Below are 24,376 nucleotides of genomic sequence, written 5' to 3' on the forward strand. Positions count from 1 at the left end.
TGTTCACTCTCTTAATTGCTGCGCCAGTCATATTTGTAGTGGGGATACTTATTTCTATACTTTCTGATTTAATCACTATGCTAATAAGCAGCGGTATTAGAAGTATAGTCGCATTTTCCATTCACGTTAGTATAGGGTTTTAATTAGCGTGAGTTTCGATCCTGTATTAAATGCCCCTATTTATTATTGGGCACCATTAATCGCTTCATTTATTTTCTGGCTAGTTGATGAAATTTTAAGAAGAAAAATGAAAACTAAAATTATAGTACCTGTGCATTATCAGATGTGAGTTTTGAGGTGAAAATATTGTCTATTAAAGGTCTCAACCATTTTTTGTTCTCAGTATCAGACTTAGAACAATCTATAGAATTTTACAGAAACGTGTTTGATGCCAAGTTATTAGTTAAAGGCAGAACGACCGCATATTTCGATTTAAATGGTATGTGGTTGGCGCTGAACGAAGAAAAAGACATACCCCGTAATGAGATCAACCAATCGTACACACATATTGCTTTTTCTATTGAGGAAGCAGATTATGATGTGATGTACGATAAGTTAAAAGAATTGAATGTACATATATTATCTGGCCGCACCAGGGATGAAAGAGATAAGAAGTCGATTTATTTCACTGATCCAGATGGCCATAAATTTGAGTTTCATACAGGAACGTTACAAGACCGATTAAATTACTATAAAGAAGAAAAAAGCCATATGGAGTTTTTTGAGTAAATTTAGAATCTTTTTATTGAAGGTTTTCGTCTATTTGTTAGGGGCTGATTTCTTGAAATTGCAAAAAATCATTATATTATTAATTAGTTTAATAACTGTTGTTGGTTGCACGAATCAAACTGTGGATACAATCGAAGACAATCAACCGACCCTTAACCAAGAAACAATACTAGGTGATATTAATAAGGAAATTGAGTGGCGAGAAGACCTAAGGCTAGTAAAACAAAAAGAAATATGTGAACAAAAGCAGACCCATTGCTTTGAAGATAGACGAGGCTTCTTAATAGAAACGCAGTTAAATGATCAGCAAGATACCTTTTTTAACTTAATAAAGGAATATGAATTGCCTGAAAAAGGGTCATATGAAAAAGAAGGATATTCTAAACATGTCTTTTATGAAAATGGCTACGCATTCTATAAAGATACAAAGATGCTATATGCTGCTCCAAACCATGATATAAATTCAGGTAATCCAACAGAAGACCAATATTTAGGGATTGTTATGATGTGGATTGAATTATACGGAAGTAATAGCCCAACGGAATTAGAAAACAATGAAAATGTTTTATCGATAATAAATGGATTACAAAATATCAGAGAGTATGCACAAAATGAAGAGGTTATCTCCTGGGTTGATAACAGTACATCCATTCTTCAAAGTTTGAAAGATAATGATCAGACAAGTGAGGAAGATTATCTCCAAGCATGGAAAGAGTTAAGTCTTCTTTCAAATGTCGTTAGAGTTTATAGGTATGAGCTAGGAAATTAAGGAGATTTGTTTATGAGGAACTTGCCAAAAGAAAAAATAAAAACAATAACTATAATTCTATTATCTATTACATTAATCATTACTGTTCCAATGCTCAATCATGAAAAGCAAGAGGATGAAGAGCAGTTTGAGTCATTTTTGAATGAATTTTATCACCACTTAGATTTAACTCTTATGGCGGCAGACAATATCTTAGAAAGCCCTGAAGATATTGAGGATTGGGATTACCATTTAAAAAAATTACGACATCATTTAGACCAAACGAGTTTAGTATTAGAAACCGGGAACCGGTTTATCGACTGGGATATACAAATAGAGTCATATTTTTTTAAATATGTTTCAAACTTCAGTGCTGACGATGAACCTACTGAAGAACAGTTAGCAGAGCTAGAAAACATCCGAGATGCACTCCAATACATGAAAGATGGGCTTTACTCAGAAGAAACAGGTCAGGAAAACAAAGACCTAAGTATTGATCAATTTAATGAAATTATTTCAGAAGGTGCGAAACTAGGGGAGTAAGTACATAATAGGAGGACTCATTGTGCTGTGGATAGCGATTATTCTCATACTTCTTATAGCGTGGGGACTTGCTATAAGAGATAACATGAAATGGAAAACAGTCATGGAAACACCAGAAAAACAACCTGAAAAATCGATCGCATATTATAACTATCTTAAATCAAATGGGGTTAGGTGTAGGAAAAAGAACATCGGCTCAGCGCATCGTGTGTCACAAGGTGGATTAACAGGAATGGGTAGGTTCACCAGAATAGATGTGCGAGAAGAAGATTTATATAAAGCGAGAAGTCTTTTGTCTGACTATGACATAAATAACTAATAGCTATAAGGGAACAGATTACGAGTTTTTTCATGTAGCAGTAGTTGAGAATAAGAGGAACTTTAAGAGTAGGTGAATTTAATAGTTATGAACAGGCTCGCAATTATCACAGTCGGAAAAACCCACAGCGGCAAAACAACATTCGCTAGAAAACTAGAGGAACAGTTACCCAATTCAGTCGTCATTGATCAGGATAATCATGCTGAGTTCATCAATGCCTATTATAAAAAATTAATACCAAGTCAAGGCCCAAATAACTTGAAGTATACAATTACTCAAACAATGGTAGATTACACTATAAAACAAACAGACTATCATCTAATAAAATGTAATTCTAACCGTAACCAAAAGAGCAGGTTAGACAACATCAATTATTACAAAAAGAATGGCTTCATAACCATTATTGTCTACTTTAATTTGCCTGAACAGGTCTTGAATGATCGAGTCAAACACACGAAAAGAAGTACAAACATATTTAGAACTGCTTCAAGCTTTGAAGAAGTTTTAGAACGACAAGGAAAAGAGAATGATGTGAAGCATCCGACTCTTCAAGAAGCAGATTACCTATATGAAATTAAAAGCAATGGTGACGTACAAGATGCTATAGCCGAGATACTAGAAATAAAAGGAGTATGAACATGGAAACTCTAACACGAATTTTACCTAGTCTATTTATTGGAATAACTATGATCATAGCAGCACTAATCCTTGCGCCAGCCATTCAGGACTTCAGTGTGGTGATAGAATCTAATTCACAAGAAGAAGAGCCTGAGAACCGACTGCTTAATGTAGAAGAAGTATCTAATATTCTGGACATAGAAGAAAACGAACTTAAAGAGATGATTGTCAAAGATCAAGTTGAAAGAAATCAAAGAACATCATACAACACTTATCAATACATACCATCAATTAAAATAAATAATGAATTTTTGTTTTTAGAAGATGAACTCTATAAATGGTTAGAGTACCATAGTGGCAGATTGCAGCATCAATATGGAAGTTAATTGAGGAGGTTTTGAATGAATCAAATAGAAAAGGAATACCTTTCAATAGTTTTTAATCAATTTCGTCATTTTAAGGAACGGGCTGAAAAAGGAATGGAACAACTAACAGAAGCGGATTTGCACAGAAAGCCTAGTGAAGAATCAAACAATGTAGCTATAATCCTTAAACATATAAGTGGAAATATGCACTCTCGATGGGTGGACTTTTTAACTACTGATGGGGAGAAACCTTATCGAGACCGAGACTCAGAGTTTGTAGATTTGCACGAATCAAAGGAAGAGTTAATGGAGTAGTATTGGGATGAAGGTTGGGAACTACTTTTTAATACATTAGAAAATCTTAAAGAAAATGACTTACATAAAATAGTTACTCTAAGACAACAACCAATTAGTGTATTACAAGCTATTCAAACGGAAGTTGCGCACATTAGTTATCATGTTGGACAGATATTATATATTGGGAAACAGATTAAAGGTGATGAATGGGTAATATTGAGTATACCCAAGAATCAATCAAAAGAATTCAACAATATGGTTTCACGTAAAACGGGGGAGTAAAATTGAATAAAGTTTTATTACATTTAGAGGGGTTAGCAGTACTTGCATTAAGTGTTTACTTCTATAATCATTTAGATTTCAGTTGGTTGTTATTCTTTGTTTTACTACTAACACCGGATTTATCGATGTTTGGTTATGCAGTGAATAACCAAGTAGGAGCAATTATTTATAATCTATTTCATACATATATTCTCGCTATCGGTTTTGTACTAATTGGTCTGATTCTATCAAACTCACTGGTTTTAGCGATTGGTTTGATTTGGGTTGCTCACATTGGTATGGACCGAACAGTTGGTTATGGACTGAAGTATACAACGGAATTTAAAGATACACACTTGAACCGTGTGTGATTAGGGGGAGAAGTAATGAAATTACAAACTAGGATGTGGCTTGGGGCCGTATTAGGTTCCCTAGGGGCTTTTACTGTAGTTAAACTAATCTGGCCAAATACTAGTTTCAGTTATTTACTTATACTTTTAGTCTTTGGATATCTTATAAACTTTTTACTGTCATTAAGAATAAAGAAACAGAGGTAAAACAATGATAATTATGATTAATGGCGCATTTGGCGTCGGAAAAACAACGGTAGCAAATGAACTAGTAAAAGAACTAGACAATAGCATGATTTACGATCCTGAAGAAGTTGGCTTCATGTTAAGAGAAGTGATTCCAGATGAAATGAAGTGGGCTGAAGCCGAGACGGGTGACTTCCAAGACCTTGAACTATGGAGAGAACTGACGGTCACTGTCGCAGAATCCTTACATAAAAAATATAATAAAACCTTAATTGTCCCAATGACCATTCGTAGACCAGAGTACTTCAACTACATCATTAACGGTTTTAAAAACATCGACCGTACTTATCCCTTCTGTCTAACAGCTAGTAAGGAAGTTATTCACAATCGATTAAGAAAGCGAGAAGCAGAAGAGGATGGTTGGTGTTTTCAACAAACTGATAAATGTCTAAAAGCTTATAACGAACATGACTTCAGCGAGTATGTAAATACTGAGGGTATGAGCGTTAAAGAGGTAATAGAAAGTATTAAAAAGCAATTAAAATAAATTAGGAATCGGGATGATTATGATGAATCAATTAAAGAAAGAGATTTTAAATCACCAACAAAATTCAATAGATTTTGTGAGATCACTTGTGAATTTGAGTGAAAAAGAATGGCGTACACCCATTGAAGAGGGGAAGTGGAGTATCGCAGAAATAGTAGCCCACTTTAAACCTTGGGATGAATTTATTACTAATCAGCGAATCCCATTTTTGATCACTAATCAATCCCTACCTAACAGCCCAAATGTGGATGAATTGAACAAGGAATCTGCTTTGTTTGCTAGAAAAGAAAGTAAACAAACTATTATTAATAACTTTGTCAAAGCCAGAACAGAACTATATGAAGCTACTAAGGAAATATCTGATGAATGGTGGGAAAAGACGATCATTATTAAAGCTACGACCCTTTCGTTATATGACTACTTTAATGGTTTAGCTCAGCATGATTCACATCATTCAGAACAGATAAAACAATATGTTGAGAAGAATTTAAATTAGATTCCGAGGTGAAATATGAAAATTATAAATATAGCGAAAATTACTTTTCAAATAAGGAGAGAGTCCTGTGAGGAAAAATTTAGCGGTAACCACATTAATTCTAATCATCTTAGTAACTTTAATCTTCCTAATCAATAATGAAAATAACGATGAAACAGAAGGTCACTTTAGTGAAATTGATGCTATTAATAAAGTACTGGAAAAACACCCTCAATACCCGTCAACTCCTAACAAAAATAAAGTTGTAAAAGATAATGATATGGATCGGTTTTGGTATAAGTTAGAGTTAGGTGCAATTCAAGTAGGCAAAGAAACATATATCATTACTCTAGGAAAAAACAATAGATATGTCGTAGATGATGAAGTCGTCGAGCAATATATCATATATAAAGTATCACCTGAAGGTAAGGAGTTAATTACTGAAAAAGATAATACAGAAATAATGAGTGTTTTTCGTTAGCTCGACCTAATTAGTATACATAATATTGGAGGCTAAACATGGATGCAATTATACAAAAAGTAGCGGATCGAGTAAGGCATTCTAGCAAAAGAACAGTCATTGGAATATCAGGTCATGGCGCTTCTGGAAAAACGACTTTTGCAAAAAAATTATCAGAATACCTAAATCCGATTGAAGTCAATTACATCAATACAGATCCGTATATTATCGGTTCTAGCTTAAGAAAATACACTCTATTAGACTATGAGTATGAAAACAAAAATCATCGTTTTAAAATGACGGCTTGTCACCCAGTGGCCCACAATGCACAGTCATTAGAAAGAGATGTAAAGATGGTTAGAGACGGATTGGATCTATACACAATGGATACTCATTATTTGAAAAGTACTTTAATCACCCCGCAAAACAAAATAACTATTGTAGAGGGTATGAGTGTAGCATTCATAAACCCAGAACTATTAGATCTAAAAATCTATCTATATACGGACGGGGAAACCGAACTAAACAGAAGAGGCATTCGTGACGTTTCTGAAAGAGGTGCGGACATGGATTTCATCAGACAATCACACGAAGAACGACGAATTCAGTATGAACTTTTCATGCACCCTTATCACAAAAACTTTGATGTGGTTTTGAAAAATTCCAATGAAGGATATGACGTAGAAAAGTTAGAAATGAGTGATTACTAATGGTAATAAAAGATCCTTGGTTTACCGTTCAGCAAATCGATCAAGATACATATGCGATTAGTGAATATGGGCACTGGGAGAAAGTCCACTCCTTCTTACTAATTGGCGAACAAAAAGCAATACTCATCGATACAGGGCTTGGGATAGACAATATTAAAAGAATCACAGATCAATTAACGGATTTACCAATCGAAGTGATCACAACCCATGTACATGTCGACCATATAGGAAGTCATGGGGAATTCGAGAAAATCTATGTCCATGAAGCAGATGCGGACTGGCTAGAGAATGGCATTCAAGGCTTACCACTAGAACAAATAAGAAAAGATATTGGAAGAGATATTACGAAACCGACACCCAGGACATTTAACCCCGAGACATATCTTCCCTTTCAAGGTAAACCAACAGGCGTATTACACGATGGAGATGTCTTCGAATTAGGTAATAGAAGGCTAATCATCTACCATACCCCAGGACATTCACCAGGACATATCACTATTTTTGATGAAACAAAAGGGTATCTATTTACAGGCGATACACTCTATGATGACACCCCAGTATATGCTTTCTACCCTTCTACCAACCCAGAAGATTTAGTTGACTCACTAGAGAAAATTTCAAAGATTCCTAAAGTGAACATGGTATATGGATCACATAATATCTTAGGGCTTGCCCCAAATATTTTGAAAGAAGTGCAGGTTGCCGTTAAGTATTTAAGAGAAAACGACCTGACCAAATTCGGAACGGGAACACATAAGTTTAACGGCTTTAGTGTGAAGTTTTAATAAGAGGAGTGTTTTGATGAAGGTACATAATACAGTTCCATATTTTTTAGAAAACTATGAGCCACACGAAGACTTTCTTGAACATTATTATAGAAAATTCTCTAGTGATTTTGAACAGTATTTTTTATTTCACTGTAAGAATCCTGGAGAGAAATAGAGAGCAGCTATTGAAAAATACCCAAGGAAGCTAGCAGATATCAAAGAGTCTAGTGGAAAAATTGAATCGCTTATACAAGAAGTATCTGAAGCATATGAGAAAAAGTATCAAGTTCAATTCACGAAAGATGTTCATGTAATCGTAGGCTGCTACGGATCAAATGCGTTTACCCATCGTCAGTACATACCAGAAATAACGTTTTGTTTAGAAAAACTTTCACCAAATACTGAGCACTTGAAAGTAATCATTGCGCATGAGTTTGGGCATGCGCTTCATAACCTACTGTCTGACCGAGAAGGGATGGATTGGCCAAGTCTAAATTGGGAGAATCCATATATATGGTTACTACAAGAAGGGTGTGCGACTCACTTCTCTAAACAAGTCGCAGAAGCTGAGGAATCTGTTTATTTTTCATATGACGACCAGGGAGAAGAGTGGCTAGAGTTTGCGTTAGCAAACAAACAAGAACTGATTCGGTCGTTTATTAATGATCGCGATAAACAATCACCACGGGAAATTTTTAATGAATGGTTTTCCATTAATGGGGGTAAAAAGCATGACTATACAAGACTAGCTTATTTTATTGGATATGAAATCCTCCAACACCTCATTGAAAAGTACGGTGAATTAAAAGCTGTTACTTCATGGACAGAACCAAATTTCAATCAAGAAATAGAGCAAGTCATGAAAGAATTAATGGAAGCTTAGGTGGGGTTAGATGTCATGGGAACATTATCGATTAAGGAGGGAATAAATGGAATACGTTATGGAATTAAGAAAATTAGTAGGCCAAAGACCATTAATCTTACCGGGAGCTGTAGTCTTAATAGTAAATCAAGAAGATAAAGTAATGTTACAACACAGACACGATGGATCTTGGGCATTACCAGGTGGTTTAATGGAGTTAGGTGAAAGTTTAGAAGATACCGCCAAAAGAGAAGTAAAAGAAGAAACGGGCCTTGATGTTAGTGAATTAGAATTAGTAGATATATGCTCTGGGCCTGAATATTATTTAAAACTTCATAATGGGGACCAGCTTTACTCCGTAACGGCTGTGTATTTAACTCATGATACAAAAGGGCATATGAACATTGATTATTCAGAGTCTCGTGATTTTCAATATTTTAATATATACGACTTGCCTGAAGGTTTGAATGAGGTGAATCGCAGTTATATAGATTCGTATATAAATAAAAAGAGTGTTACAAGGTAAAAGAGTTGGAGTGTTTCAACGTGGGGAAGTTGTATTTCTATAGTGACCAAGTGATTGAGTCGCCAGGTAATAAAAGGTTGGATCAATTACTATTGGCCGGCTTTGAAGCTAAAGATATAAAGATAGGTTATATTCCATCGACTGAGGATAAAGACAAGGAATATTTTAATACAAAAGTTCAATATTATAAGAGTTACGGAATACATAATATGATGTTTTTTGACCTCTGTAGTGAATTTGATTCAATGAGAATTAAGGAATTAATGGAGTGCGACATAATTCACCTCTCAGCGGGGAATCCAATTGAGTTTAGGCATGCGATCAAGAATCGCCAAATGGATAGGGTTTTACGAGATTATTTTAACAACGGTGGAACCATTGTAGGTGTTAGCGGTGGCGCAGTTCAACTTGGTAAAACGACGAATCTATTTCAATTATTTACCGGAAAAATTAACGATGAAGCCTCTGATACATTGAATTTTGTAGATTTTGAATTTCTTCCACATTACAATCGTTGGTCTGATGAGTTTAAGCAAAAAGTTCAAAAATACGCACAAGAAACCGGAACAAAAATCTATGCAGGCAATGACGGTGATGGACTGATTGTAGATGGTGATCAGTTACATATGGTAGGAGATATAGTCGTGATTAGCGAAAATGCATTTATTTAATCATCAAATGAAACGAAAGCGAAATGAGTGATAGTTAGTGGCTGTATATTTTCAAGTTGACTTTAACATTTATCGAATAGGGCATGGTGACTTCCTTCATTCCTTTTTTTCAACGATTAGTTATCATTTAGAATCGGATGGTTGGGGGGCCAAGTATCCTTTGCTATTAAATGAACTGTATTTTAGAGGAATAAATTCTAAAGATATTTCTAATGCAATACAAGAAGTTGAGGAAGTTAAAGAAGGACTAAAAACTTTGCCACCTAGTGAAGTAGTTTGGGATATAGAAGATTTAGACAAAGTACCACCTTGGGGAAATGACATTAGTCAGGAGATTACGAATTTATCAAACTACTTTGTTACAAGTGATGGCAGAGATTTATTTGACCTGCTATTGCTTGCGTTAAATGATGCTATTGAATTGGAAAGTAACATAGAGATTGTATCGAGGTGAATTATTGAAGGAAGATAGTGCGTGATGGGAGGGTCATTGTTGTCTAGTAGAGTAATTATTAACCCACCAATTTCAAATTATGAAGTACCAAAATTAAGGGAACTTGTTGGCTGGGCCAGACGTGATAATGATTATCCAACATTATTTGAACGATGTAACTTCTGGGCTGGAATAAGAGACACTCAGGGAGATTTAATTGCCTTCGGTTATGTATGTGGTATGGGACTAGAGCATGGTTATATGGAAGACATCATGGTGCATCCTGATTATCGAGGACACGGGCTAGGGATTGAACTTGTGAAAAAGTTACTAGAGGAGTCAAAACATTTCGGGTTAGACATTGTTTCAGTTACATATGAGGAAGATAAAGCCCAATTTTATGAAAAGTGTGGATTTACACCGGGCTTAGGTGCAATTTGGAAACGTTTGTAGCTTTTATATATGAGGACTATAAGTGAAAATGATTCTGTCGGTAATAGAAATCAATAATAATGATACCTCTCTTGATCTGATAGGTTTCATCCTTATCTTAGTAGGAATATTAAGCGCTACTTTCCCTTATGCTGCATGGTATTTAGAGATAGGGTGGAAGCTTCATGACACGGAACCTTCAGAATTTGCATTAATAGCTAATAGAGTGATAGGTGTTTTTATATCTATAGTGGGATTGTTTATCTTAATTTAAAGGTTTACTTGATGTACTTCTAAAGTTGTAGAACAATTCAATCGATTTTCTGAAGCTACTAATTTGTAAATCTTGTACACTAACCCTAAGAAGTGATTTTTGGAGGGAGAAAAATGCAATTATTTCATTATCATCATTGGACAGACCTAGTAGAAGAAACAGAAAAATTTTATGTGGAAAATGGCTTTCAAGTCGCTGGACGATTTGCGAAAGTAAAAGACGGAATACAAACGTATCACCCACCATTAGAATGGGAGGATTTTAGAGAGGGAAATCCTTTATTTAGAATAATCGAAGTTAGAAAAGGTAAAGTCAATATAACTTTTGGAGCAGGTAAAAAGCCGATGTTTGACCATATAGGCTTTCTTGTGACTAAAAAAGAGCATGATGATATTTGTCAGAGAGCCAGTGTTTTAGATTGGAATGTGAATGAAGGCGACAGAAGAACATTTATAGGTACACCATATCGCTTCCGTATTGAACTTCAACAACTAGACGATGTTATTGAGGGTGGCCAGGAACACATTACTTCAATGGAAATCAGCGTAAAAGATTTTGACAAGGTAGAAGACTTTTCAAAATTGTTAGGTGAAAATATCTCTCAAATTCAGTTTGTTCAAGGGGAGCAGGTTGGATTGAATAAAGTAGAAATAGAAGGAGAAGAAAGTGGATTAGTTACTGATCCGAATGGTGTAAGAATTAATTTTATTAATAATTTATAAATCGAAACGACTGTTCTTCTTGGAGCAGTCGATTTTTTATGAAAAAGAGCATTAAATTGATTAACAATTTAATGCTCAAACTTTAATTCATGTTTATCCTAAAATATTATAACCAGAATCCACAAAAACCACTTCACCAGTCACACCACGAGATAGATCACTTAGCATGGCCATTGTCATATCGCCGACTTCTTCTTGAGTGACGTTACGCTTAAGTGGTGCTTCATCTTCAATTTTGTGAAGGATCTGATTGAAGTTACCGATTCCTTTTGCCGCAAGTGTGCGAACTGCTCCAGCAGAGATTGCGTTTACTCGAATATTATCTTTACCTAAGTCTAGTGATAGGTACTTAACCGATGATTCAAGCGCTGCTTTGGCAACACCCATGACATTATAGCCAGGAACCGCACGCTCAGCTCCAAGGTAGCTCATTGTTACAATCGCTCCACCTTCAGTCATATAAGGCTTTGCTTCTCTCGCAACAGCAATTAACGAGTATGCACTCGTGTCTTGCGCAAATGCATATCCATCTCTAGAGGTATTAACGAAATCATCTTTTAGATCCTCCGCATTCGCATACGCCACTGAGTGAACAACACCGTGAATAGTTCCAACTTCATCACCGATTTCCTTGAATGCACCTTTAATACTTTCATCATCGTTCACATCACATTGCACAACCGATTTCGCTTCATATTCATACTTCGTTAACATTTTATTTAATTTCATTTGAGAACGTTCTTGGCGGTAAGTGAAGATTAGATTCGCGCCAGCTTTGTAAAGTGACTTAGCCACTCCCCAAGCCAAACTGCGGTCATTGGCAACACCCATTACCACGATATTTTTACCCTTCAAATTCAGTAAATCTTCCATGATATCCTCCTATGAGAAAAGAATTTAGATATTATGCCTAGTTTTAGTATCTGCTACTAATTATATCATAATTCTTTATTTGCTAAACACCCTGTTAGTCGAAAATCTTTCCTGACTTTTCCCGAAAATAAAGCCTGCGGTAAACACAACTAGCATCATTATAAAAGCTGAAAACATGAGCTCTACACCTGGGTGATAATGAGTAATTGGCAAATGTACTTTCTCGCCTAACCATTTAAAAGTAAACATATAACTTACGGTAAGTTTTCCTATAAAAAAATTTAAAACGGCGGTAGTTAGTACAAATTGCAATATAAAAAATAAAAATGCAATTAACCATAAGCTATTACCGACTAAAAAGTTCATTATACTATTCCCGGGTGTAATTGAAAATTTGTATCCGACCCAAAGCCAAAAAATTCCCATTAATATTTGCAAAATAACGGGTGATATATATATTAATTGGTAAGTAATTAAGCCAACAACAAGTGGTGTTAAGATTAAAATTATCTTCATGTAAATAGACATAATTCTTATCTCCTTAATATCTTATTTCTTATAATTCGAATTTGCCCTCTATGATTAATCTCATCTTCAAGCACATGAAACCATATAAAATATTGATTTGAAGGGTGGCCATCCCAAACACATTCTTCATATAACCATTCATCATCTCGCTTGGCTAATTCTGATAATGTTCGCTCTCTGACTTCGTTCAACTTATCTATGTAAAAACCTAATGAGTGACCTTTGATATTCTGGCGGCCCTTTTCACCTAAACTATAGGCGTCACCCCACTCAGCCATCTCTTCTTCATTTGGCTCGCGTCCATCAAAAAACTCAATCTGAAAACCCTTTTCCACTGCAGCCATATGTAATAGTAATGCGCCAATGCTATTCGCATCATCGTGTATCAAATAATCAAGCTCTGGAACTGTTAAGCCCTTGGCAGCTTCCAATGTGGTTTCTCTAATATAATTCATCTGCCAAACTAAATGGCCAATTTGAGATGAAAAACCCTTTACCTTATTTATTTTAAATGACATTGATTAACCTCCTTTATTCTTCCTATTAGAATAGTTCTAGCGTAAATCTTACCATATTTATGCAAACTAAATAAGTTTCAATTCATACATCAATCCTATATACTAGTAAACAGGTAGGAATTATTAGTTATGGAGGCGTTAGAATGCAACCTAAAGTATATATCATCCATGAAAACGCAGAGTGGACGCAGCCCCTTCTTGAAGAATTAGATCAATTAAATGTGCCTTATGAGGATTGGCATTTGGATCAAGGTGTCATTGATTTGTCTGAAGAGCCACCTGAGGGTATTTTCTATAATCGAATGAGTGCTTCATCTCACTCTAGAGGGCACCGATATGCACCAGAACTTACATCTACAGTTCTGGCGTGGTTGGAAAGTCATGGTCGCACTGTGCTTAATGGCAGTCACGCGCTGGATCTTGAAGTGAACAAAGCTAGACAGTATGCAGCACTTGATCGACATGGCATCAAAACACCTAAGACGGTAGTAACGGTAGGGAAAAAACAACTAATTGAAGCGGCTAAGAAAATGGAAGCTCCTTTTATCACTAAACATAATCGTGCAGGTAAAGGGCTAGGCGTCCAATTATTTAACGATGAAGATGCACTTAAAGAATATGTGAATAGCACCGTTTTCGAAACGCCAATTGACGGCATCACGCTGTTACAACAATATATCGAATCAGAGGATTCAACGATAACGCGTTGTGAGTTTATTGATGGCAAATTCTTATATGCGGTTCGTGTGGACACATCTGAAGGATTTGAACTTTGTCCAGCGGATGTTTGCTCGATTGACGATCAATTTTGCGTGACAACTGAAAACACACGAGAGAAGTTCAAAATTATAAAGGATTTCAACGATCCGATTATTGAAAAATACGAAGCATTCCTTAAGGATCAACAGATTAACTTTGCTGGTATTGAGTTCATTCGTGATAAAAACGGTGAGCTTTACACGTACGATATCAATACAAACACGAACTACAACTCAGATGCTGAAAGTAAAGCTGGAATGTATGGGATGAAGGAACTGGCGGAAGCTTTAGCGAATAGGCTTGAAACAATAACTAAACCATAAAGTATAAAATTATGCCACCAAATGTGATGATAAAAAATCCTATAGCTTGAACAAGTGTAATTAGATATTCCTTTTCTTCGGGCTCATGTTTATATTGCATATAAAAACGAAAGACAAATGTAATTAACAATAATGAAAACACTAAAAGAATGATAGTGAGACTATGCTCAAAAATATAAGAAAGAACAAGTAAAATTAAAGCCACTAATGCTAATATAAATTCAATCCGTTTATGTAGCACGTTTACATGTTGGTATTCGCTTGGATAAGGCATAATGTTATATTTTTTCCGAAGAAATTTAACTACAATAAACATGATAATTAAAATGAAAAAGACAGAAGCATAGGCAAGTTCAATGATAAACATTATTATCTCCTTTCTCATTAGGCTAGGAAATTTCAAGATGAAAAGTAGTTCAGTGTATCCAAACCTGAACTACTTTTTTATGTATTGTAATTCACTATTTTAACATAATTTTCTAAATGTTTTAGAAAACTCAAGTATAAACCTTCCCATCTCAAGCGCATACTCAGAAACTTAAGTACTAAAAATTTGAACTTGAGTACTCAGTTCTCCTTATAATTTACGCAATGGTTTTGGATAAATATGTTAAACTAAACATAAAATTGTGAGGGAATAGGGGAGAAGTAATGAAGAAAAGGTTCATTATTGCCATTGGTTGTTTAGTGTTAGTTGTAGGTGGATTATTGGTCTATCCTTATAACATATATCACCACTTCACGGCAGAAAAAAGAGTTGAAAACTTTTTATTTGACCCCAACGTGCAAAACAGGGTATTAGGCACAGATGCTGAAATAACCAATGTTCAATACCTTGGTAACGATATTTATGAACTTCAAACTGAAGAAAAATCTTTTCTAGTTACAATCAAATCAGATGGTTCATCTCAAACCATGAATGTTTTTGAACATAGACAAAGAGTGACTAAAATGGCAGGCTACAAAGATGGCCGATAGAAGCATCCGCATTTAAACCAATCAACAAACATGCTAAAATTATTCAAACAGATCGACATAGTTAAGAGGGATTTATATGAAACAAACAGGACTCGTACTCGAAGGTGGAGGCAGTCGCGGCGTTTATACCGCAGGCGTTCTTCGCTATTTGATGGAACAGGATATCTATTTACCATATACTATTGGCGTATCTGCAGGAGCATGCAATGGTTCATCATATATCGCACGTCAGATTGACCGAAACCGAACGGTGAACATCGACTTTGTGGACCACCCAGAATACTTATCAATTCGAAACTTAATCACTAAGCGCCAGATGTTCGGCATGGACTTTTTATTCGATACGTTACCGAATAAGCTCGCACCATTTGATTTTCAAGCCTTTGAGGAAGCTCAAGAAGAGTTTGTGATTGGCACAACCGATTGTGTCACGGGTGAATCCATTTATTATAAAAAGTCTGACTACCCTAAAGATGTAGTCACCATCCTACGTGCATCAAGCTCAATACCGTTAGTGGCACCAATTGTGAAATTCGACGGTCGACACCTGATGGACGGTGGCATTGCGGATCCAATTCCGATTAAACAATCCATTAAAGATGGCAACCAAAAGAATGTCGTCGTACTGACAAGAAATAAAGGCTACTTTAAGAAACCCCAATCCTTTGGTTGGTATCTTCGTAAAAAATATCAGGAATACCCAGGGATGTTAGAGACATTAGAAAAGCGTCATCAAGTATATAACGAGACGCTGGAGTACCTATTTGAAGAAGAGAAGAAAGGTAATGTATTTATTATTGGTCCTTCAGAAAAGTTAAAAGTCAAACGCATTGAGAAGAATAAGAATCGATTAACAGCTCTTTATCAACAGGGGTATAACGATGTGAAACAACTTGAACAACAGTTAAACGAATTTCTCGCATAGGGGAGGGCAGGGGGATGCGTTTATCAAACGCTTTATCGTATGTATTCAGCTTTGAAAAGAGAGAATTAAACCTTATCTGTTCGTGAGATCGAATCGGTATAACATGGATTGAAACACAAGAAAAATCACTGCAGGTAACACATAATAAAATACAATATCAAAGCGCTGCATCCATATGACAGGAGGTACACTATGTTGAATGACGTAAGGTAAATAAAGCGATAAACCTAAACTCACTCCTAATCTAGCTTCTTTTTGTTCGACATTATCGTCCTCTAAATATCCAATGATACTAATGGTTGCTAGAATGAGAATCAGTAACACAGGCTCCCATTCTCTAAACAACATACGAATCATAAAGTTAAATGCTCCTAATACGACTAATACTATTAAAGTAGCTCTTAACCACAAAATAACCACCCCTATTCCTCAGTCAAATGAATATCATACAAGATGATTTGAAACAAAAAGAAACTAACTGAAGGAAGAATAAAGTAGAAGATCCAGTACAGTGCTCCCATAAATGAGATGGCTTCCATCATCATCATTAAAGCAAAAGGAAGATAAAAAGCTATAATTATACTCACACCAAACTTCGCAACTCTATGACTCACATCTTTCGCCTCTCCAAAACTTCCAAGACAAATTAATAACAGAATAAAAGTAAGTAAAAATTCCATAATAACCCCTCATTACCTTATTTCTTCATCATTCTTATCTAAAAATCTAACACTCTCTAATTCTTCTTCAGAAATCCCGAATTGATACCATACTCGTAGATTACTGTTAGGGAGCGGATTAATGTTTGCTATTCGATCACCAATCATTACACGATCTACTTGACGATCAATGAGTCCATTAACCAGTTTCATAGATTCTTTATAAGAGTAGCTACCATTAGCGTTAGACGTTGTAATATGAAACCCACCTACATAATCAACCGCTTTCCACCCGCTAAATGCCCATTTCGTCATTGCGAACCCATAATAGGCATCACCATTAATTTCTGAACTAAACAAGACATATTCGTGGTCACTGTCTATGTTTACACCATTGATCATCAAAACCTTTTTAACAGGAATGCCTAACTCTGTGTTCTCAACAGCTTCTTTTGAAGAAGGATAAGTATTCATTTCTGTATAGAAATAAAACAGTACAATAATTAGGCTAATAGCTGCTAAACCTATTTTACGAAAAATCACATTCACACGTCCTTTAAACTATTCACTTTTCTTCCGTTTCTTTTCCACTAAAACCGATAAAACAAAAAAAGCCAAAAACCCAATCCCACCAAAAACCAACGCAACCAAGCTTAATCTAGTTGATTCAAATGTCATAAATCCCACAACTAGATTTAAACCAAGAACAGCTAATAAAACCCAGTGCCAGTAACGATTAAATAGTTTCATCATAATTTATGTATCCTTTCTTAATTAACATATAATTTTAATTATTAGTATACTAGTTTATGAAAATATTACCATAACTCATTACAGATTATGTTATTCTAAGAACAAAGTAAACAAATGGGTGATTAGATGAGCCATAAATTAAAGGTAGGCGAGTTAAAAGAAGATTATTTAACTGATGAAGAGATATGGCGGATTTTTACTGTCGTTTTATCTACTAAATCTGTTAAGTCCTCTACATACAAGTATGCACTAATAAAATCTATCATCGAAAATTTGTATCAAATTGATGATAATCACCAGCTCACATACAATCAATTAGCATATGGTTTTGCGAAGATTTATTGGAATCTTGTTGTACATCATGATTTGGAAAATCAAAATAGAGGGGATAGAAATGCAAAGGCTGTAACAGTCATACTGGAGTTCCAAAAAAAGCATGCCATCCCTAATGAATTTAGCTATGATAAAATTAACGATCAACTACAGTTAAAGCTTGTGTCCAAAATAAAGACGGTTATGAAGACTAATGTGTTTGGAGCATTATACGGAGATACCGGTGGTCAATTTTACGCCTTTGACCACAGCCGTGAGTATTTTAAAATTAAAAAAAACGTTCATCAGTTTATGATGAAGTACCAGCTATTACTTGTTAATCTAACAAACTACCATATGGCAAAGATGATTGAAGAGTTGAATGAGGTACCAAGCATTAATTATTTACTTGAAAAAGTTGAGACAGTTGCTAAGAGGAGTTCACTAAAACCATTTGAAAGAGTACTGCTTCATTATTTTGAAGCAAGCTGCTTTTACTGTGGGAAAGACTTGTCTAAGCAAAAACAACCGACTGAAGTTGATCACTTTATTCCTTGGTCGTTCGTCCAATCTGACCAAATATGGAATCTAGTATTATCGTGTAGGCATTGCAATAACACCAAGCGAGATAAATTGCCTGAAAGAGAGTATCTCAATTTCATTATTGACAGGAATAAAGTATTAAAAGAAAAAGTTATTGAATCTCAATCACTATTAGAGAACTACAAAGATAAGAAGATTATCATGTTATATGACTACTCCATTAAAAATGGATTTGATGAAATCTGGGTGCCGAGAAGAGGTTAATCTTCAACACTTTCTAAGAAGATTCTCTTCTCAAACCCTCCACGCTTTTCTGCTTTCTCTTGTCTTACCTTTTCAACAGTATCAATTGAAGCGCCATGTACTTTTGCAAGCGAATGCATGAGCTCTAATATATCTGCTAACTCCTCTATAGCACCTTGGCTGTTATCAGATTCTTGGTATTCAGCTACTTCTTCGTTGAGTTTCTTATTTAATTCTTTAAAGTACTTATCTTCATCCAGAATACTACTATTAAACTTCTGACCATTTTCTTTAATGATTTCTGGTATCTTGTCACGTACAAGTTTGTTATAAGTAGGCATAAAATCCTCTTCCTTTATTTAAATAAAGAGTCAATTAACTTATTAATAATGCTTGTTGCTCTGTCTTTAATTAGTTGTAGAGCGTCATGAGTATTGTTTTTTTCTAATTCTTGTATAACTTTATTTATTCTTTGCTCTGAAGGATAATAAGATAAATCTATGAATTTATCTTTAATTGCATGACCTTCTTGTATAACTTCATAAAGTGTAAGTTGTCTTTTAGATGTATTCACACTATCACTTAAGAACATCATGTTTCCCAGGTTCCCAGCTGGTATGACCGGGTTTGTTAGTTTATATTTTTCTTTTAAATAATATTTAGGTATTACGTGTTCTAAATGATAATTACTTGATTCAAAGTCATGTGAATTATTAGAATAAGCGACTGTTAAAATAAGCTTTGACACATTATTGAATTGGATAGAGGAGTTTGCTAGATCTTCATTTAACCATTGGCTTAATTCAAATTCAAATGATTTTTTGCTAATTTTGTTTTTATATCTATTATTTTTGTTAATATAAATGTCATTTAACTTCCTGTCACCTGTTCCAGACCATCTACTAACTACTACATCTCTTACTAAGTAGTGAATAAAGTTCTTTTTAGCACTATCATAGCTTCTTCGATAATTGTTTTTTTGAGATATAGTATTAAACTCATTATCCACATCAATTTTAATAGACCATAGGGAGGCAAAAAATGATAATACTTGAAAGTTTGTTATTGCCTTGTTTTCATAAACTATTTTAGTTGTACCTGGATGACTAAGATACCTTCCAAAATAATTGTTTAATTCATTAAAAATACTTAATATTTGTGAAACCATTTCTTCTATAGTATTCGGGTCATCAAAAAACTCTTTATAATTAATAATTTCATGTAGTTTATTGTTGCTTACACCTAATACGATTCCAATAGTTGAATAACCAATTTCATTTGCCAGTTCTTCGTTACCCTTGTTTTTACTCCAAAAAACTGGTGATAAATCTGTAATAATCTTACCTAATGCATAGCAAAGCTCAGAAAGGTTTATTGTTTTGCTGTTTTCCATTTCTTCAACGTCAAAACCTTCTATAGAAATATCTCTACGATTGGCTAACAAATCCTTATACCTATCAATTACTTCATTTAATAACATTGCATTATATTTTGAATCATTTAATTGAATTTGATACTTACTCCATTGTGCTGCAAATACCTGATACTTAGTTAATTTTTTCCCACCAGTATTAAGGTTTTGAAAAACTTCAGCAAGTTCACTTTCATCCCCTTCAAATTCTATACATGGAATATCAAGGTCTTTAATGTTAACGGTTTTATTAACTGTATCCTCTATTTCTCCTTGTAAGTCAATTAATTTTAAGGAAGGATCTAAATCGCCAATAAATAAAGGTGTAACATTTTCTTTGAGATTGTTTACTAATTCAGTTCTTTCAACTCGTTGATCCTTATTAAACTTAATAATGAAATTAGTGACAATGTTGAAAATGTTAATTTCTATTTCTTTAATAGAAGATATATTTTCTTTAATATGGGTTGGTAGAAAGTTAGAAATCTTTTTTACAAAATCATTAATTTCACTTTCTAAATATTTTTCAGGCATAGACGTAAATTCATCTAACGTTGTATATCTTTGAAGCCCATCAATCAAACTATATTTTTCCTCTTCTTCATATTTGTAAATTAGTATTGATCCAAATGGAAAACCTTTTTTCAGGCTTTCAATAAATTTCATTTTTTCATTATTTGACCATACTAATTTACGTTGAAATTTGGGTAGTACAACTTTGTCCTTTAATGTTTTATATTTGTATTTTTTAACATCATATTTTTGCATGCCCTTTCCCCCATAATTCTTAAGATATAATCTGTGTATAATTTTGGTTGCTGAAAGTTATTAGTGAAATGAACTTGCGGTTAACGTATTTAATCTATTGTTTTAACTGTTTGACTATAATGCTTAATTAAACATAATTAGTTGTGAACATTTTAACATATTTTGGCTAAATAGGTAGAATAACTGTTTTAATTTATAGTTAAATTAGCTTCTTCTTTAACCACACCCATTTGTTAAGATTGATTTTAACAACTTAGAGTACATGAGGTGATATAGATTTCAAACAGAATGTGAATTTAGGCAACTCTCCCAATTAGTTAATAGACTAATTGTTTTACTTACCTTCTTTACCATTTATCATTTTGATTTAACCAAATTAAGAAATTGTACTAATATTTAATAAGGGTGGATTTTAAAAAAATATAGATTATGATGAAATACAAATCAAGACTTGATTATTCTGGTGTGATTACAGGAGGCTATTGTTGGATAAGAAAAGTATACAATTCTCTTCATATGTAACATCTATGTTATGATGAAGAAAAAGTATTACAAAGGTGTGTCACATGATGGTGTTGGTTTTGCCTGCAATTGCCGTTATAGTCGGAATTATTCCTTTTTTCTTTTTACATAAATGTTGGGTGTCACCACTAATCACAGCTATGGTGTATATTGGGGGCTCTATTTTCTTTGTCGGAGAAAATGAGTGGGCAGAAGATCTCCTCGCTGCTGTAATTGATGCTAAGTTCATGGTTAGTACTTTAGTATCATTTATTGTGGTTTGGAATATTGAGAGTGAGAAGAATCGTGAGGAGTATAGAGACATTTAATTCTTTTACGATATTAATAGTAGCACTTAATATATTTCAATTAATTTATACTTATCGGAAGTGGAAGAGAGAGGAAGTAAGTGATGGAGTCAGTTAAAAAGTATGTCTTAGGTGGGTTAGCTTTTTTTGCCTTATATATCGGCTTTTTATTTATATTCCCAGTGACGTTAGTTTTGTTGGATTTTTCAGATTACCATATGAGCCCTATGTTGTGGAACCAGGAACTGTTTAGTATCACGATTGAAGATGATGGCTATACGTCGGTTGGTACTTGGTTAGGTGGTCTGTTGTCAGTTGTTGTTGGGGTAGTTGTGTTTTTTATTTTGTCTCAGATTATTAAGGCTAGAAATTCCAATTAACTAGGAGCCTAAAAAGGGGTTAGAAATAATCTAACCCCCAGTGTCTCTAATTAACTAAGCAGCAGTATTACTAACCTCATCCACGTATCCATTATTGGACGCTTCTTTAATTAGATCTTCGATGGATTGTGTTGCATCGTCGTTAAATAAATACCACTGATTTTCAGTTGCGTCATAGAGTAATACCTCTGGATATCCCTCTAACAGTTCTTCTGGAAACTCATCAACTAATGTATAGATTTCAAAGCGTTTGATGCTATTGCCTTCTTGATTAAGGAAGTCATACTGTTTAAATTGAGTATAGTTACCAGGTGAACTTGAATTATATCGGGTTGAATAATTCTCTGGTTCATCAACTTTCTCACCTTTATTTTCTATCAATATATCATAAATAACTTGGTAGTAGGCTTTGGCTATAGTTTCGTGTACGACGCTACCCATGGTCATGTGTTCTTCGAATTGCAATGCCTTTACTTCCTCGTCATTAATAACGAGTGGCTCTGTATTAACTGTAACCAGTGAGTTTTTATAACTAACCTGGCTGTTAAACGTTTCTGCAATAAAGCGGATAGGAACCATGGTTCGCTCATTCTTGATATAAGGCTTTGTATCAAGCTGTACCGCCTTATCGTTTTTAATAGCGGTATGGTTTTGTAATGTTAATTGTACCTCTAAATTATTTTTGGTAAGGGTAACGACAGGAGCCGACCATTTAACTGTTGCCCCTAAATTTTCACTAATCACACGTACAGGCACCATCGTTTGACTGTTAATAATTTCAGGCTCTACATCACTATTAAGTAACACATCGTCCACCTTAATTTGAAGAGTGTCTGCGTGCGCTGATAAGGATGAACTCATTAATATCATCACAAAGAAAACTACAGAAAAAACCTTTTTCATAACAAAAACTCCTTTGTAAAGAATTTTCCTATTAAGACCTCTTAATTAAGTAGACGTTCATCGACAAAGACAAGTTTCGGTTTTTATTGAAAATTTTGTCATATTTCTATTTTTTTCTTGTGATTAAATTAAAAACGTTAACCCTAATGGATTAACGCTTAGCTGCTTATTCATCAATATCTTCAATGCTATCTCCATTAGCATCTATTTGTACACTCATCCCAGTATATGACCAGCCTTCAGCCTCTAGGAAATCCACAAACTTATTTAAAAATTCATTGTGACCGATTTGTTCACCGTCTTTAAGAGGTAGGACAAAACCGTCTAATTTTACACCTTTTTCTTCGCTTATAAGTTCATCGTTCTTGGGTTTGGAATAATTCATAATAAATTCTTTTCTTCTCATCTATGTAGCCTCCCTTGGTTGCCTTGCCTAAATCATATCATAAATAATTATGTATTTACTCAGTATAGCCTTTGTCATTTAAATATTGTTTATAAGCCTGTGCACTCTCTAAAGGATCTTGATTGCTTTCTTTCTCAGGTTCAGGCAATAATCGATCCATCTTATTATGTAAAGAATTGAGTAAATACAGACCTCTAAACAGGCAACCTGCTACAATGCCAAAAGCAACAATACCTCCAAAGAGTGGGCCGGTAAGTAATAATAGAAAAGCTAAAGCACAGCCTAATAGAATAGATAAAAATAACATCATATAACTCCACCTCATATTGAATTAGTGACATTCTCTCCACTATATTTTTTAACCTTGTAATCTACTATGGTGTAATTCTTCTTCACATTGTACAACAAAATTTTGAAGTTTGGGTTCGATGTTAATCTTAATTTCATTTAGTACTGCCACCATTAAAAAGTATAAATCTTGACTCTCTATTTTCTCTCCCAAAGCTCTGCGGGCGAGCTTTTTAATATCTTTTTCAGATGTTTTAGAGCCTCTTATATAATACTTTAAGTTTAGAATCCATAGTTTTAATAAGTGATGATATTTATTGGTCTTAACTTTTTTCAGGGTTTCATGGTGAGGTGTTGCGAAGACTTGAATATCAATAAACCAAAATATAGAAGAATTATTTATGAAAAAAGTGATTACGAAATCTGAAGGTAGAAGGCTTGGACTCCAGTCATAAAATAATATATCAAAGTGTTGGTCCATTAACTTTGGCAAGCTTTTCGCGAAAGCACCATTATCATTACCAGAAACATCTATTCCAATGTCTATATCTGAATACTTATCCTTTCTCATAACATCTGTTAGGCTACCTCGTAAAAAAGCCTTTTTTACTTGATTACAGCTATTAACAGTATTAATGACCTCTTCAGCTATATCAATTCTTTGGTCCATACATTTACCTCGCCTGAAATTAAAAATTTCAC

At 34.3% G+C, this 24,376-nt stretch carries 41 protein-coding genes and 1 pseudogene; 28 read left to right on the plus strand and 14 right to left on the minus strand.

Annotated elements, in window-relative coordinates; all coding sequences use genetic code 11:
• Positions 1–148: 148 nt before the first annotated feature.
• From E3U55_RS17360 to E3U55_RS10360, 22 genes and pseudogenes are all read left to right on the plus strand, one after another.
• A complete protein-coding gene (locus E3U55_RS17360; RefSeq protein ID WP_153801932.1) occupies positions 149–289 on the plus strand; it encodes a hypothetical protein in 141 nt (46 codons plus the stop codon).
• A 17-nt stretch (positions 290–306) separates the two neighbouring features.
• A complete protein-coding gene (gene fosM / locus E3U55_RS10265) occupies positions 307–729 on the plus strand; it encodes a FosM family fosfomycin resistance protein (RefSeq protein WP_134340342.1) in 423 nt (140 codons plus the stop codon).
• 52 nt (positions 730–781) lie between these two features.
• Positions 782–1,498 (plus strand): hypothetical protein, encoded by a 717-nt coding sequence (locus E3U55_RS10270; protein WP_134340343.1) that lies wholly within the window; start codon positions 782–784, stop codon positions 1,496–1,498.
• 12 nt (positions 1,499–1,510) lie between these two features.
• Positions 1,511–2,020 carry a DUF1741 domain-containing protein gene (locus E3U55_RS10275; RefSeq protein ID WP_134340344.1) on the plus strand — a complete coding sequence of 170 codons (510 nt, stop codon included), beginning with the start codon at positions 1,511–1,513 and terminating at the stop codon, positions 2,018–2,020.
• 22 nt (positions 2,021–2,042) lie between these two features.
• Positions 2,043–2,339 (plus strand): putative signal transducing protein, encoded by a 297-nt coding sequence (locus E3U55_RS10280; protein WP_134340345.1) that lies wholly within the window; start codon positions 2,043–2,045, stop codon positions 2,337–2,339.
• Positions 2,340–2,426: 87 nt separating this feature from the next.
• Positions 2,427–2,975 carry an AAA family ATPase gene (locus E3U55_RS10285; protein WP_134340346.1) on the plus strand — a complete coding sequence of 183 codons (549 nt, stop codon included), beginning with the start codon at positions 2,427–2,429 and terminating at the stop codon, positions 2,973–2,975.
• A 2-nt stretch (positions 2,976–2,977) separates the two neighbouring features.
• Complete coding sequence (locus E3U55_RS10290) at positions 2,978–3,343, plus strand: hypothetical protein (protein ID WP_134340347.1); 366 nt, start codon at positions 2,978–2,980, stop codon at positions 3,341–3,343.
• A gap of 15 nt (positions 3,344–3,358) precedes the next feature.
• Positions 3,359–3,901, plus strand: a pseudogene (locus tag E3U55_RS10295) (DUF1572 family protein).
• A 2-nt stretch (positions 3,902–3,903) separates the two neighbouring features.
• Entirely contained in the window at positions 3,904–4,251 is a 348-nt protein-coding gene (locus E3U55_RS10300) for a DUF4260 domain-containing protein (protein ID WP_134340348.1), read from the plus strand.
• Between the two features lie 190 nt (positions 4,252–4,441).
• The gene (locus E3U55_RS10305) at positions 4,442–4,963 is read left to right on the plus strand and encodes an AAA family ATPase (RefSeq protein WP_134340349.1); all 522 of its coding nucleotides are present in this window, start codon (positions 4,442–4,444) and stop codon (positions 4,961–4,963) included.
• A gap of 22 nt (positions 4,964–4,985) precedes the next feature.
• Positions 4,986–5,459, plus strand: a complete 474-nt coding sequence (locus E3U55_RS10310) for a DinB family protein (protein WP_194840878.1) — start codon at positions 4,986–4,988, stop codon at positions 5,457–5,459.
• Positions 5,460–5,526: 67 nt separating this feature from the next.
• Entirely contained in the window at positions 5,527–5,919 is a 393-nt protein-coding gene (locus E3U55_RS10315) for a hypothetical protein (protein ID WP_134340351.1), read from the plus strand.
• A 38-nt stretch (positions 5,920–5,957) separates the two neighbouring features.
• Positions 5,958–6,608, plus strand: coding sequence for a uridine kinase family protein (locus tag E3U55_RS10320; RefSeq protein ID WP_134340352.1), 651 nt, complete (start codon positions 5,958–5,960; stop codon positions 6,606–6,608).
• Positions 6,608–7,393, plus strand: a complete 786-nt coding sequence (locus E3U55_RS10325; protein ID WP_134340353.1) for an MBL fold metallo-hydrolase — start codon at positions 6,608–6,610, stop codon at positions 7,391–7,393. The genes E3U55_RS10320 and E3U55_RS10325 overlap by 1 nt, the downstream gene beginning before the upstream one ends.
• A 16-nt stretch (positions 7,394–7,409) precedes the next feature.
• Complete coding sequence (locus tag E3U55_RS17365) at positions 7,410–7,550, plus strand: hypothetical protein (RefSeq protein WP_153801933.1); 141 nt, start codon at positions 7,410–7,412, stop codon at positions 7,548–7,550.
• A 72-nt stretch (positions 7,551–7,622) separates the two neighbouring features.
• Positions 7,623–8,258, plus strand: a complete 636-nt coding sequence (locus tag E3U55_RS10330) for a DUF5700 domain-containing putative Zn-dependent protease (protein ID WP_407644114.1) — start codon at positions 7,623–7,625, stop codon at positions 8,256–8,258.
• A 46-nt stretch (positions 8,259–8,304) separates the two neighbouring features.
• Positions 8,305–8,763: an NUDIX hydrolase gene (locus tag E3U55_RS10335; RefSeq protein ID WP_134340355.1), complete on the plus strand. Its 459-nt coding sequence runs from the start codon at positions 8,305–8,307 to the stop codon at positions 8,761–8,763.
• Positions 8,764–8,783: 20 nt separating this feature from the next.
• Positions 8,784–9,434 (plus strand): Type 1 glutamine amidotransferase-like domain-containing protein, encoded by a 651-nt coding sequence (locus E3U55_RS10340; protein WP_194840879.1) that lies wholly within the window; start codon positions 8,784–8,786, stop codon positions 9,432–9,434.
• 37 nt (positions 9,435–9,471) lie between these two features.
• Positions 9,472–9,888, plus strand: coding sequence for an Imm70 family immunity protein (locus tag E3U55_RS10345; protein WP_134340357.1), 417 nt, complete (start codon positions 9,472–9,474; stop codon positions 9,886–9,888).
• 39 nt (positions 9,889–9,927) lie between these two features.
• The gene (locus E3U55_RS10350) at positions 9,928–10,320 is read left to right on the plus strand and encodes a GNAT family N-acetyltransferase (RefSeq protein WP_134340358.1); all 393 of its coding nucleotides are present in this window, start codon (positions 9,928–9,930) and stop codon (positions 10,318–10,320) included.
• Between the two features lie 28 nt (positions 10,321–10,348).
• Complete coding sequence (locus E3U55_RS10355; RefSeq protein WP_134340359.1) at positions 10,349–10,573, plus strand: DUF6199 family natural product biosynthesis protein; 225 nt, start codon at positions 10,349–10,351, stop codon at positions 10,571–10,573.
• 113 nt (positions 10,574–10,686) lie between these two features.
• Positions 10,687–11,295 (plus strand): VOC family protein, encoded by a 609-nt coding sequence (locus tag E3U55_RS10360; protein WP_134340360.1) that lies wholly within the window; start codon positions 10,687–10,689, stop codon positions 11,293–11,295.
• 93 nt (positions 11,296–11,388) lie between these two features.
• Here E3U55_RS10360 and fabI read toward each other — a convergent pair whose 3' ends face one another.
• The 3 genes from fabI to E3U55_RS10375 all read right to left on the minus strand — a co-directional run bounded on the left by fabI (position 11,389) and on the right by E3U55_RS10375 (position 13,214).
• Positions 11,389–12,168, minus strand: a complete 780-nt coding sequence (gene fabI, locus E3U55_RS10365; protein ID WP_134340361.1) for an enoyl-ACP reductase FabI — start codon at positions 12,166–12,168, stop codon at positions 11,389–11,391.
• A gap of 75 nt (positions 12,169–12,243) precedes the next feature.
• Positions 12,244–12,696: a hypothetical protein gene (locus tag E3U55_RS10370; protein ID WP_134340362.1), complete on the minus strand. Its 453-nt coding sequence runs from the start codon at positions 12,694–12,696 to the stop codon at positions 12,244–12,246.
• 5 nt (positions 12,697–12,701) lie between these two features.
• Positions 12,702–13,214 (minus strand): DinB family protein, encoded by a 513-nt coding sequence (locus tag E3U55_RS10375; RefSeq protein ID WP_134340363.1) that lies wholly within the window; start codon positions 13,212–13,214, stop codon positions 12,702–12,704.
• A 143-nt stretch (positions 13,215–13,357) separates the two neighbouring features.
• Between E3U55_RS10375 and E3U55_RS10380 the strand changes: the two genes are divergently transcribed.
• Complete coding sequence (locus E3U55_RS10380) at positions 13,358–14,296, plus strand: ATP-grasp domain-containing protein (protein ID WP_134340364.1); 939 nt, start codon at positions 13,358–13,360, stop codon at positions 14,294–14,296.
• Here the strand turns inward: E3U55_RS10380 and E3U55_RS10385 are convergent.
• The gene (locus E3U55_RS10385) at positions 14,286–14,663 is read right to left on the minus strand and encodes a DUF4181 domain-containing protein (RefSeq protein ID WP_194840880.1); all 378 of its coding nucleotides are present in this window, start codon (positions 14,661–14,663) and stop codon (positions 14,286–14,288) included. The two genes, E3U55_RS10380 and E3U55_RS10385, sit on opposite strands and share 11 nt — an antisense overlap.
• A gap of 284 nt (positions 14,664–14,947) precedes the next feature.
• On the opposite strand from E3U55_RS10385, the gene E3U55_RS10390 reads away from it, so the two are divergent.
• Positions 14,948–15,274 carry a hypothetical protein gene (locus E3U55_RS10390; protein WP_134340366.1) on the plus strand — a complete coding sequence of 109 codons (327 nt, stop codon included), beginning with the start codon at positions 14,948–14,950 and terminating at the stop codon, positions 15,272–15,274.
• A 76-nt stretch (positions 15,275–15,350) separates the two neighbouring features.
• Positions 15,351–16,199: a patatin-like phospholipase family protein gene (locus tag E3U55_RS10395; RefSeq protein ID WP_134340367.1), complete on the plus strand. Its 849-nt coding sequence runs from the start codon at positions 15,351–15,353 to the stop codon at positions 16,197–16,199.
• Positions 16,200–16,271: 72 nt separating this feature from the next.
• On the opposite strand, the gene E3U55_RS10400 is transcribed toward E3U55_RS10395, so the two are convergent.
• The 4 genes from E3U55_RS10400 to E3U55_RS10415 are packed head-to-tail and all read right to left on the minus strand — an operon-like array spanning position 16,272 to position 17,611.
• Positions 16,272–16,610 carry a hypothetical protein gene (locus E3U55_RS10400; RefSeq protein ID WP_134340368.1) on the minus strand — a complete coding sequence of 113 codons (339 nt, stop codon included), beginning with the start codon at positions 16,608–16,610 and terminating at the stop codon, positions 16,272–16,274.
• An 11-nt stretch (positions 16,611–16,621) separates the two neighbouring features.
• Positions 16,622–16,879, minus strand: a complete 258-nt coding sequence (locus E3U55_RS10405) for a hypothetical protein (protein WP_134340369.1) — start codon at positions 16,877–16,879, stop codon at positions 16,622–16,624.
• A gap of 12 nt (positions 16,880–16,891) precedes the next feature.
• Complete coding sequence (locus tag E3U55_RS10410; RefSeq protein ID WP_134340370.1) at positions 16,892–17,401, minus strand: hypothetical protein; 510 nt, start codon at positions 17,399–17,401, stop codon at positions 16,892–16,894.
• 18 nt (positions 17,402–17,419) lie between these two features.
• On the minus strand, positions 17,420–17,611 hold the full coding sequence (locus tag E3U55_RS10415; RefSeq protein ID WP_134340371.1) for a hypothetical protein: 192 nt from the start codon (positions 17,609–17,611) through the stop codon (positions 17,420–17,422).
• Between the two features lie 126 nt (positions 17,612–17,737).
• On the opposite strand from E3U55_RS10415, the gene E3U55_RS10420 reads away from it, so the two are divergent.
• The gene (locus E3U55_RS10420) at positions 17,738–18,730 is read left to right on the plus strand and encodes an HNH endonuclease domain-containing protein (RefSeq protein WP_134340372.1); all 993 of its coding nucleotides are present in this window, start codon (positions 17,738–17,740) and stop codon (positions 18,728–18,730) included.
• Here the strand turns inward: E3U55_RS10420 and E3U55_RS10425 are convergent.
• Together E3U55_RS10425 and E3U55_RS10430 are read right to left on the minus strand one after the other, a co-directional pair.
• Positions 18,727–19,050, minus strand: coding sequence for a nucleoside triphosphate pyrophosphohydrolase (locus tag E3U55_RS10425; protein WP_134340373.1), 324 nt, complete (start codon positions 19,048–19,050; stop codon positions 18,727–18,729). The genes E3U55_RS10420 and E3U55_RS10425 overlap by 4 nt on opposite strands.
• 14 nt (positions 19,051–19,064) lie before the next feature.
• A complete protein-coding gene (locus tag E3U55_RS10430) occupies positions 19,065–20,888 on the minus strand; it encodes a GmrSD restriction endonuclease domain-containing protein (RefSeq protein WP_134340374.1) in 1,824 nt (607 codons plus the stop codon).
• A gap of 566 nt (positions 20,889–21,454) precedes the next feature.
• Between E3U55_RS10430 and E3U55_RS10435 the strand changes: the two genes are divergently transcribed.
• Together E3U55_RS10435 and E3U55_RS10440 are read left to right on the plus strand one after the other, a co-directional pair.
• Positions 21,455–21,718 carry a hypothetical protein gene (locus E3U55_RS10435; RefSeq protein WP_134340375.1) on the plus strand — a complete coding sequence of 88 codons (264 nt, stop codon included), beginning with the start codon at positions 21,455–21,457 and terminating at the stop codon, positions 21,716–21,718.
• An 83-nt stretch (positions 21,719–21,801) separates the two neighbouring features.
• Positions 21,802–22,077 (plus strand): hypothetical protein, encoded by a 276-nt coding sequence (locus E3U55_RS10440; RefSeq protein ID WP_134340376.1) that lies wholly within the window; start codon positions 21,802–21,804, stop codon positions 22,075–22,077.
• A gap of 54 nt (positions 22,078–22,131) precedes the next feature.
• Here the strand turns inward: E3U55_RS10440 and E3U55_RS10445 are convergent, their stop codons facing one another.
• The 4 genes from E3U55_RS10445 to E3U55_RS10460 all read right to left on the minus strand — a co-directional run bounded on the left by E3U55_RS10445 (position 22,132) and on the right by E3U55_RS10460 (position 24,344).
• Positions 22,132–22,980 (minus strand): copper amine oxidase N-terminal domain-containing protein, encoded by an 849-nt coding sequence (locus E3U55_RS10445; RefSeq protein WP_134340377.1) that lies wholly within the window; start codon positions 22,978–22,980, stop codon positions 22,132–22,134.
• A 166-nt stretch (positions 22,981–23,146) separates the two neighbouring features.
• The gene (locus E3U55_RS10450) at positions 23,147–23,386 is read right to left on the minus strand and encodes a hypothetical protein (RefSeq protein WP_134340378.1); all 240 of its coding nucleotides are present in this window, start codon (positions 23,384–23,386) and stop codon (positions 23,147–23,149) included.
• A 55-nt stretch (positions 23,387–23,441) separates the two neighbouring features.
• Entirely contained in the window at positions 23,442–23,696 is a 255-nt protein-coding gene (locus E3U55_RS10455) for a hypothetical protein (RefSeq protein ID WP_194840881.1), read from the minus strand.
• A gap of 48 nt (positions 23,697–23,744) precedes the next feature.
• Positions 23,745–24,344, minus strand: a complete 600-nt coding sequence (locus tag E3U55_RS10460; RefSeq protein WP_134340379.1) for a hypothetical protein — start codon at positions 24,342–24,344, stop codon at positions 23,745–23,747.
• Positions 24,345–24,376 lie beyond the last annotated feature (32 nt).

The organism is Filobacillus milosensis, from assembly GCF_004402015.1.
GTDB lineage: Bacteria > Bacillota > Bacilli > Bacillales > Alkalibacillaceae > Filobacillus > Filobacillus milosensis.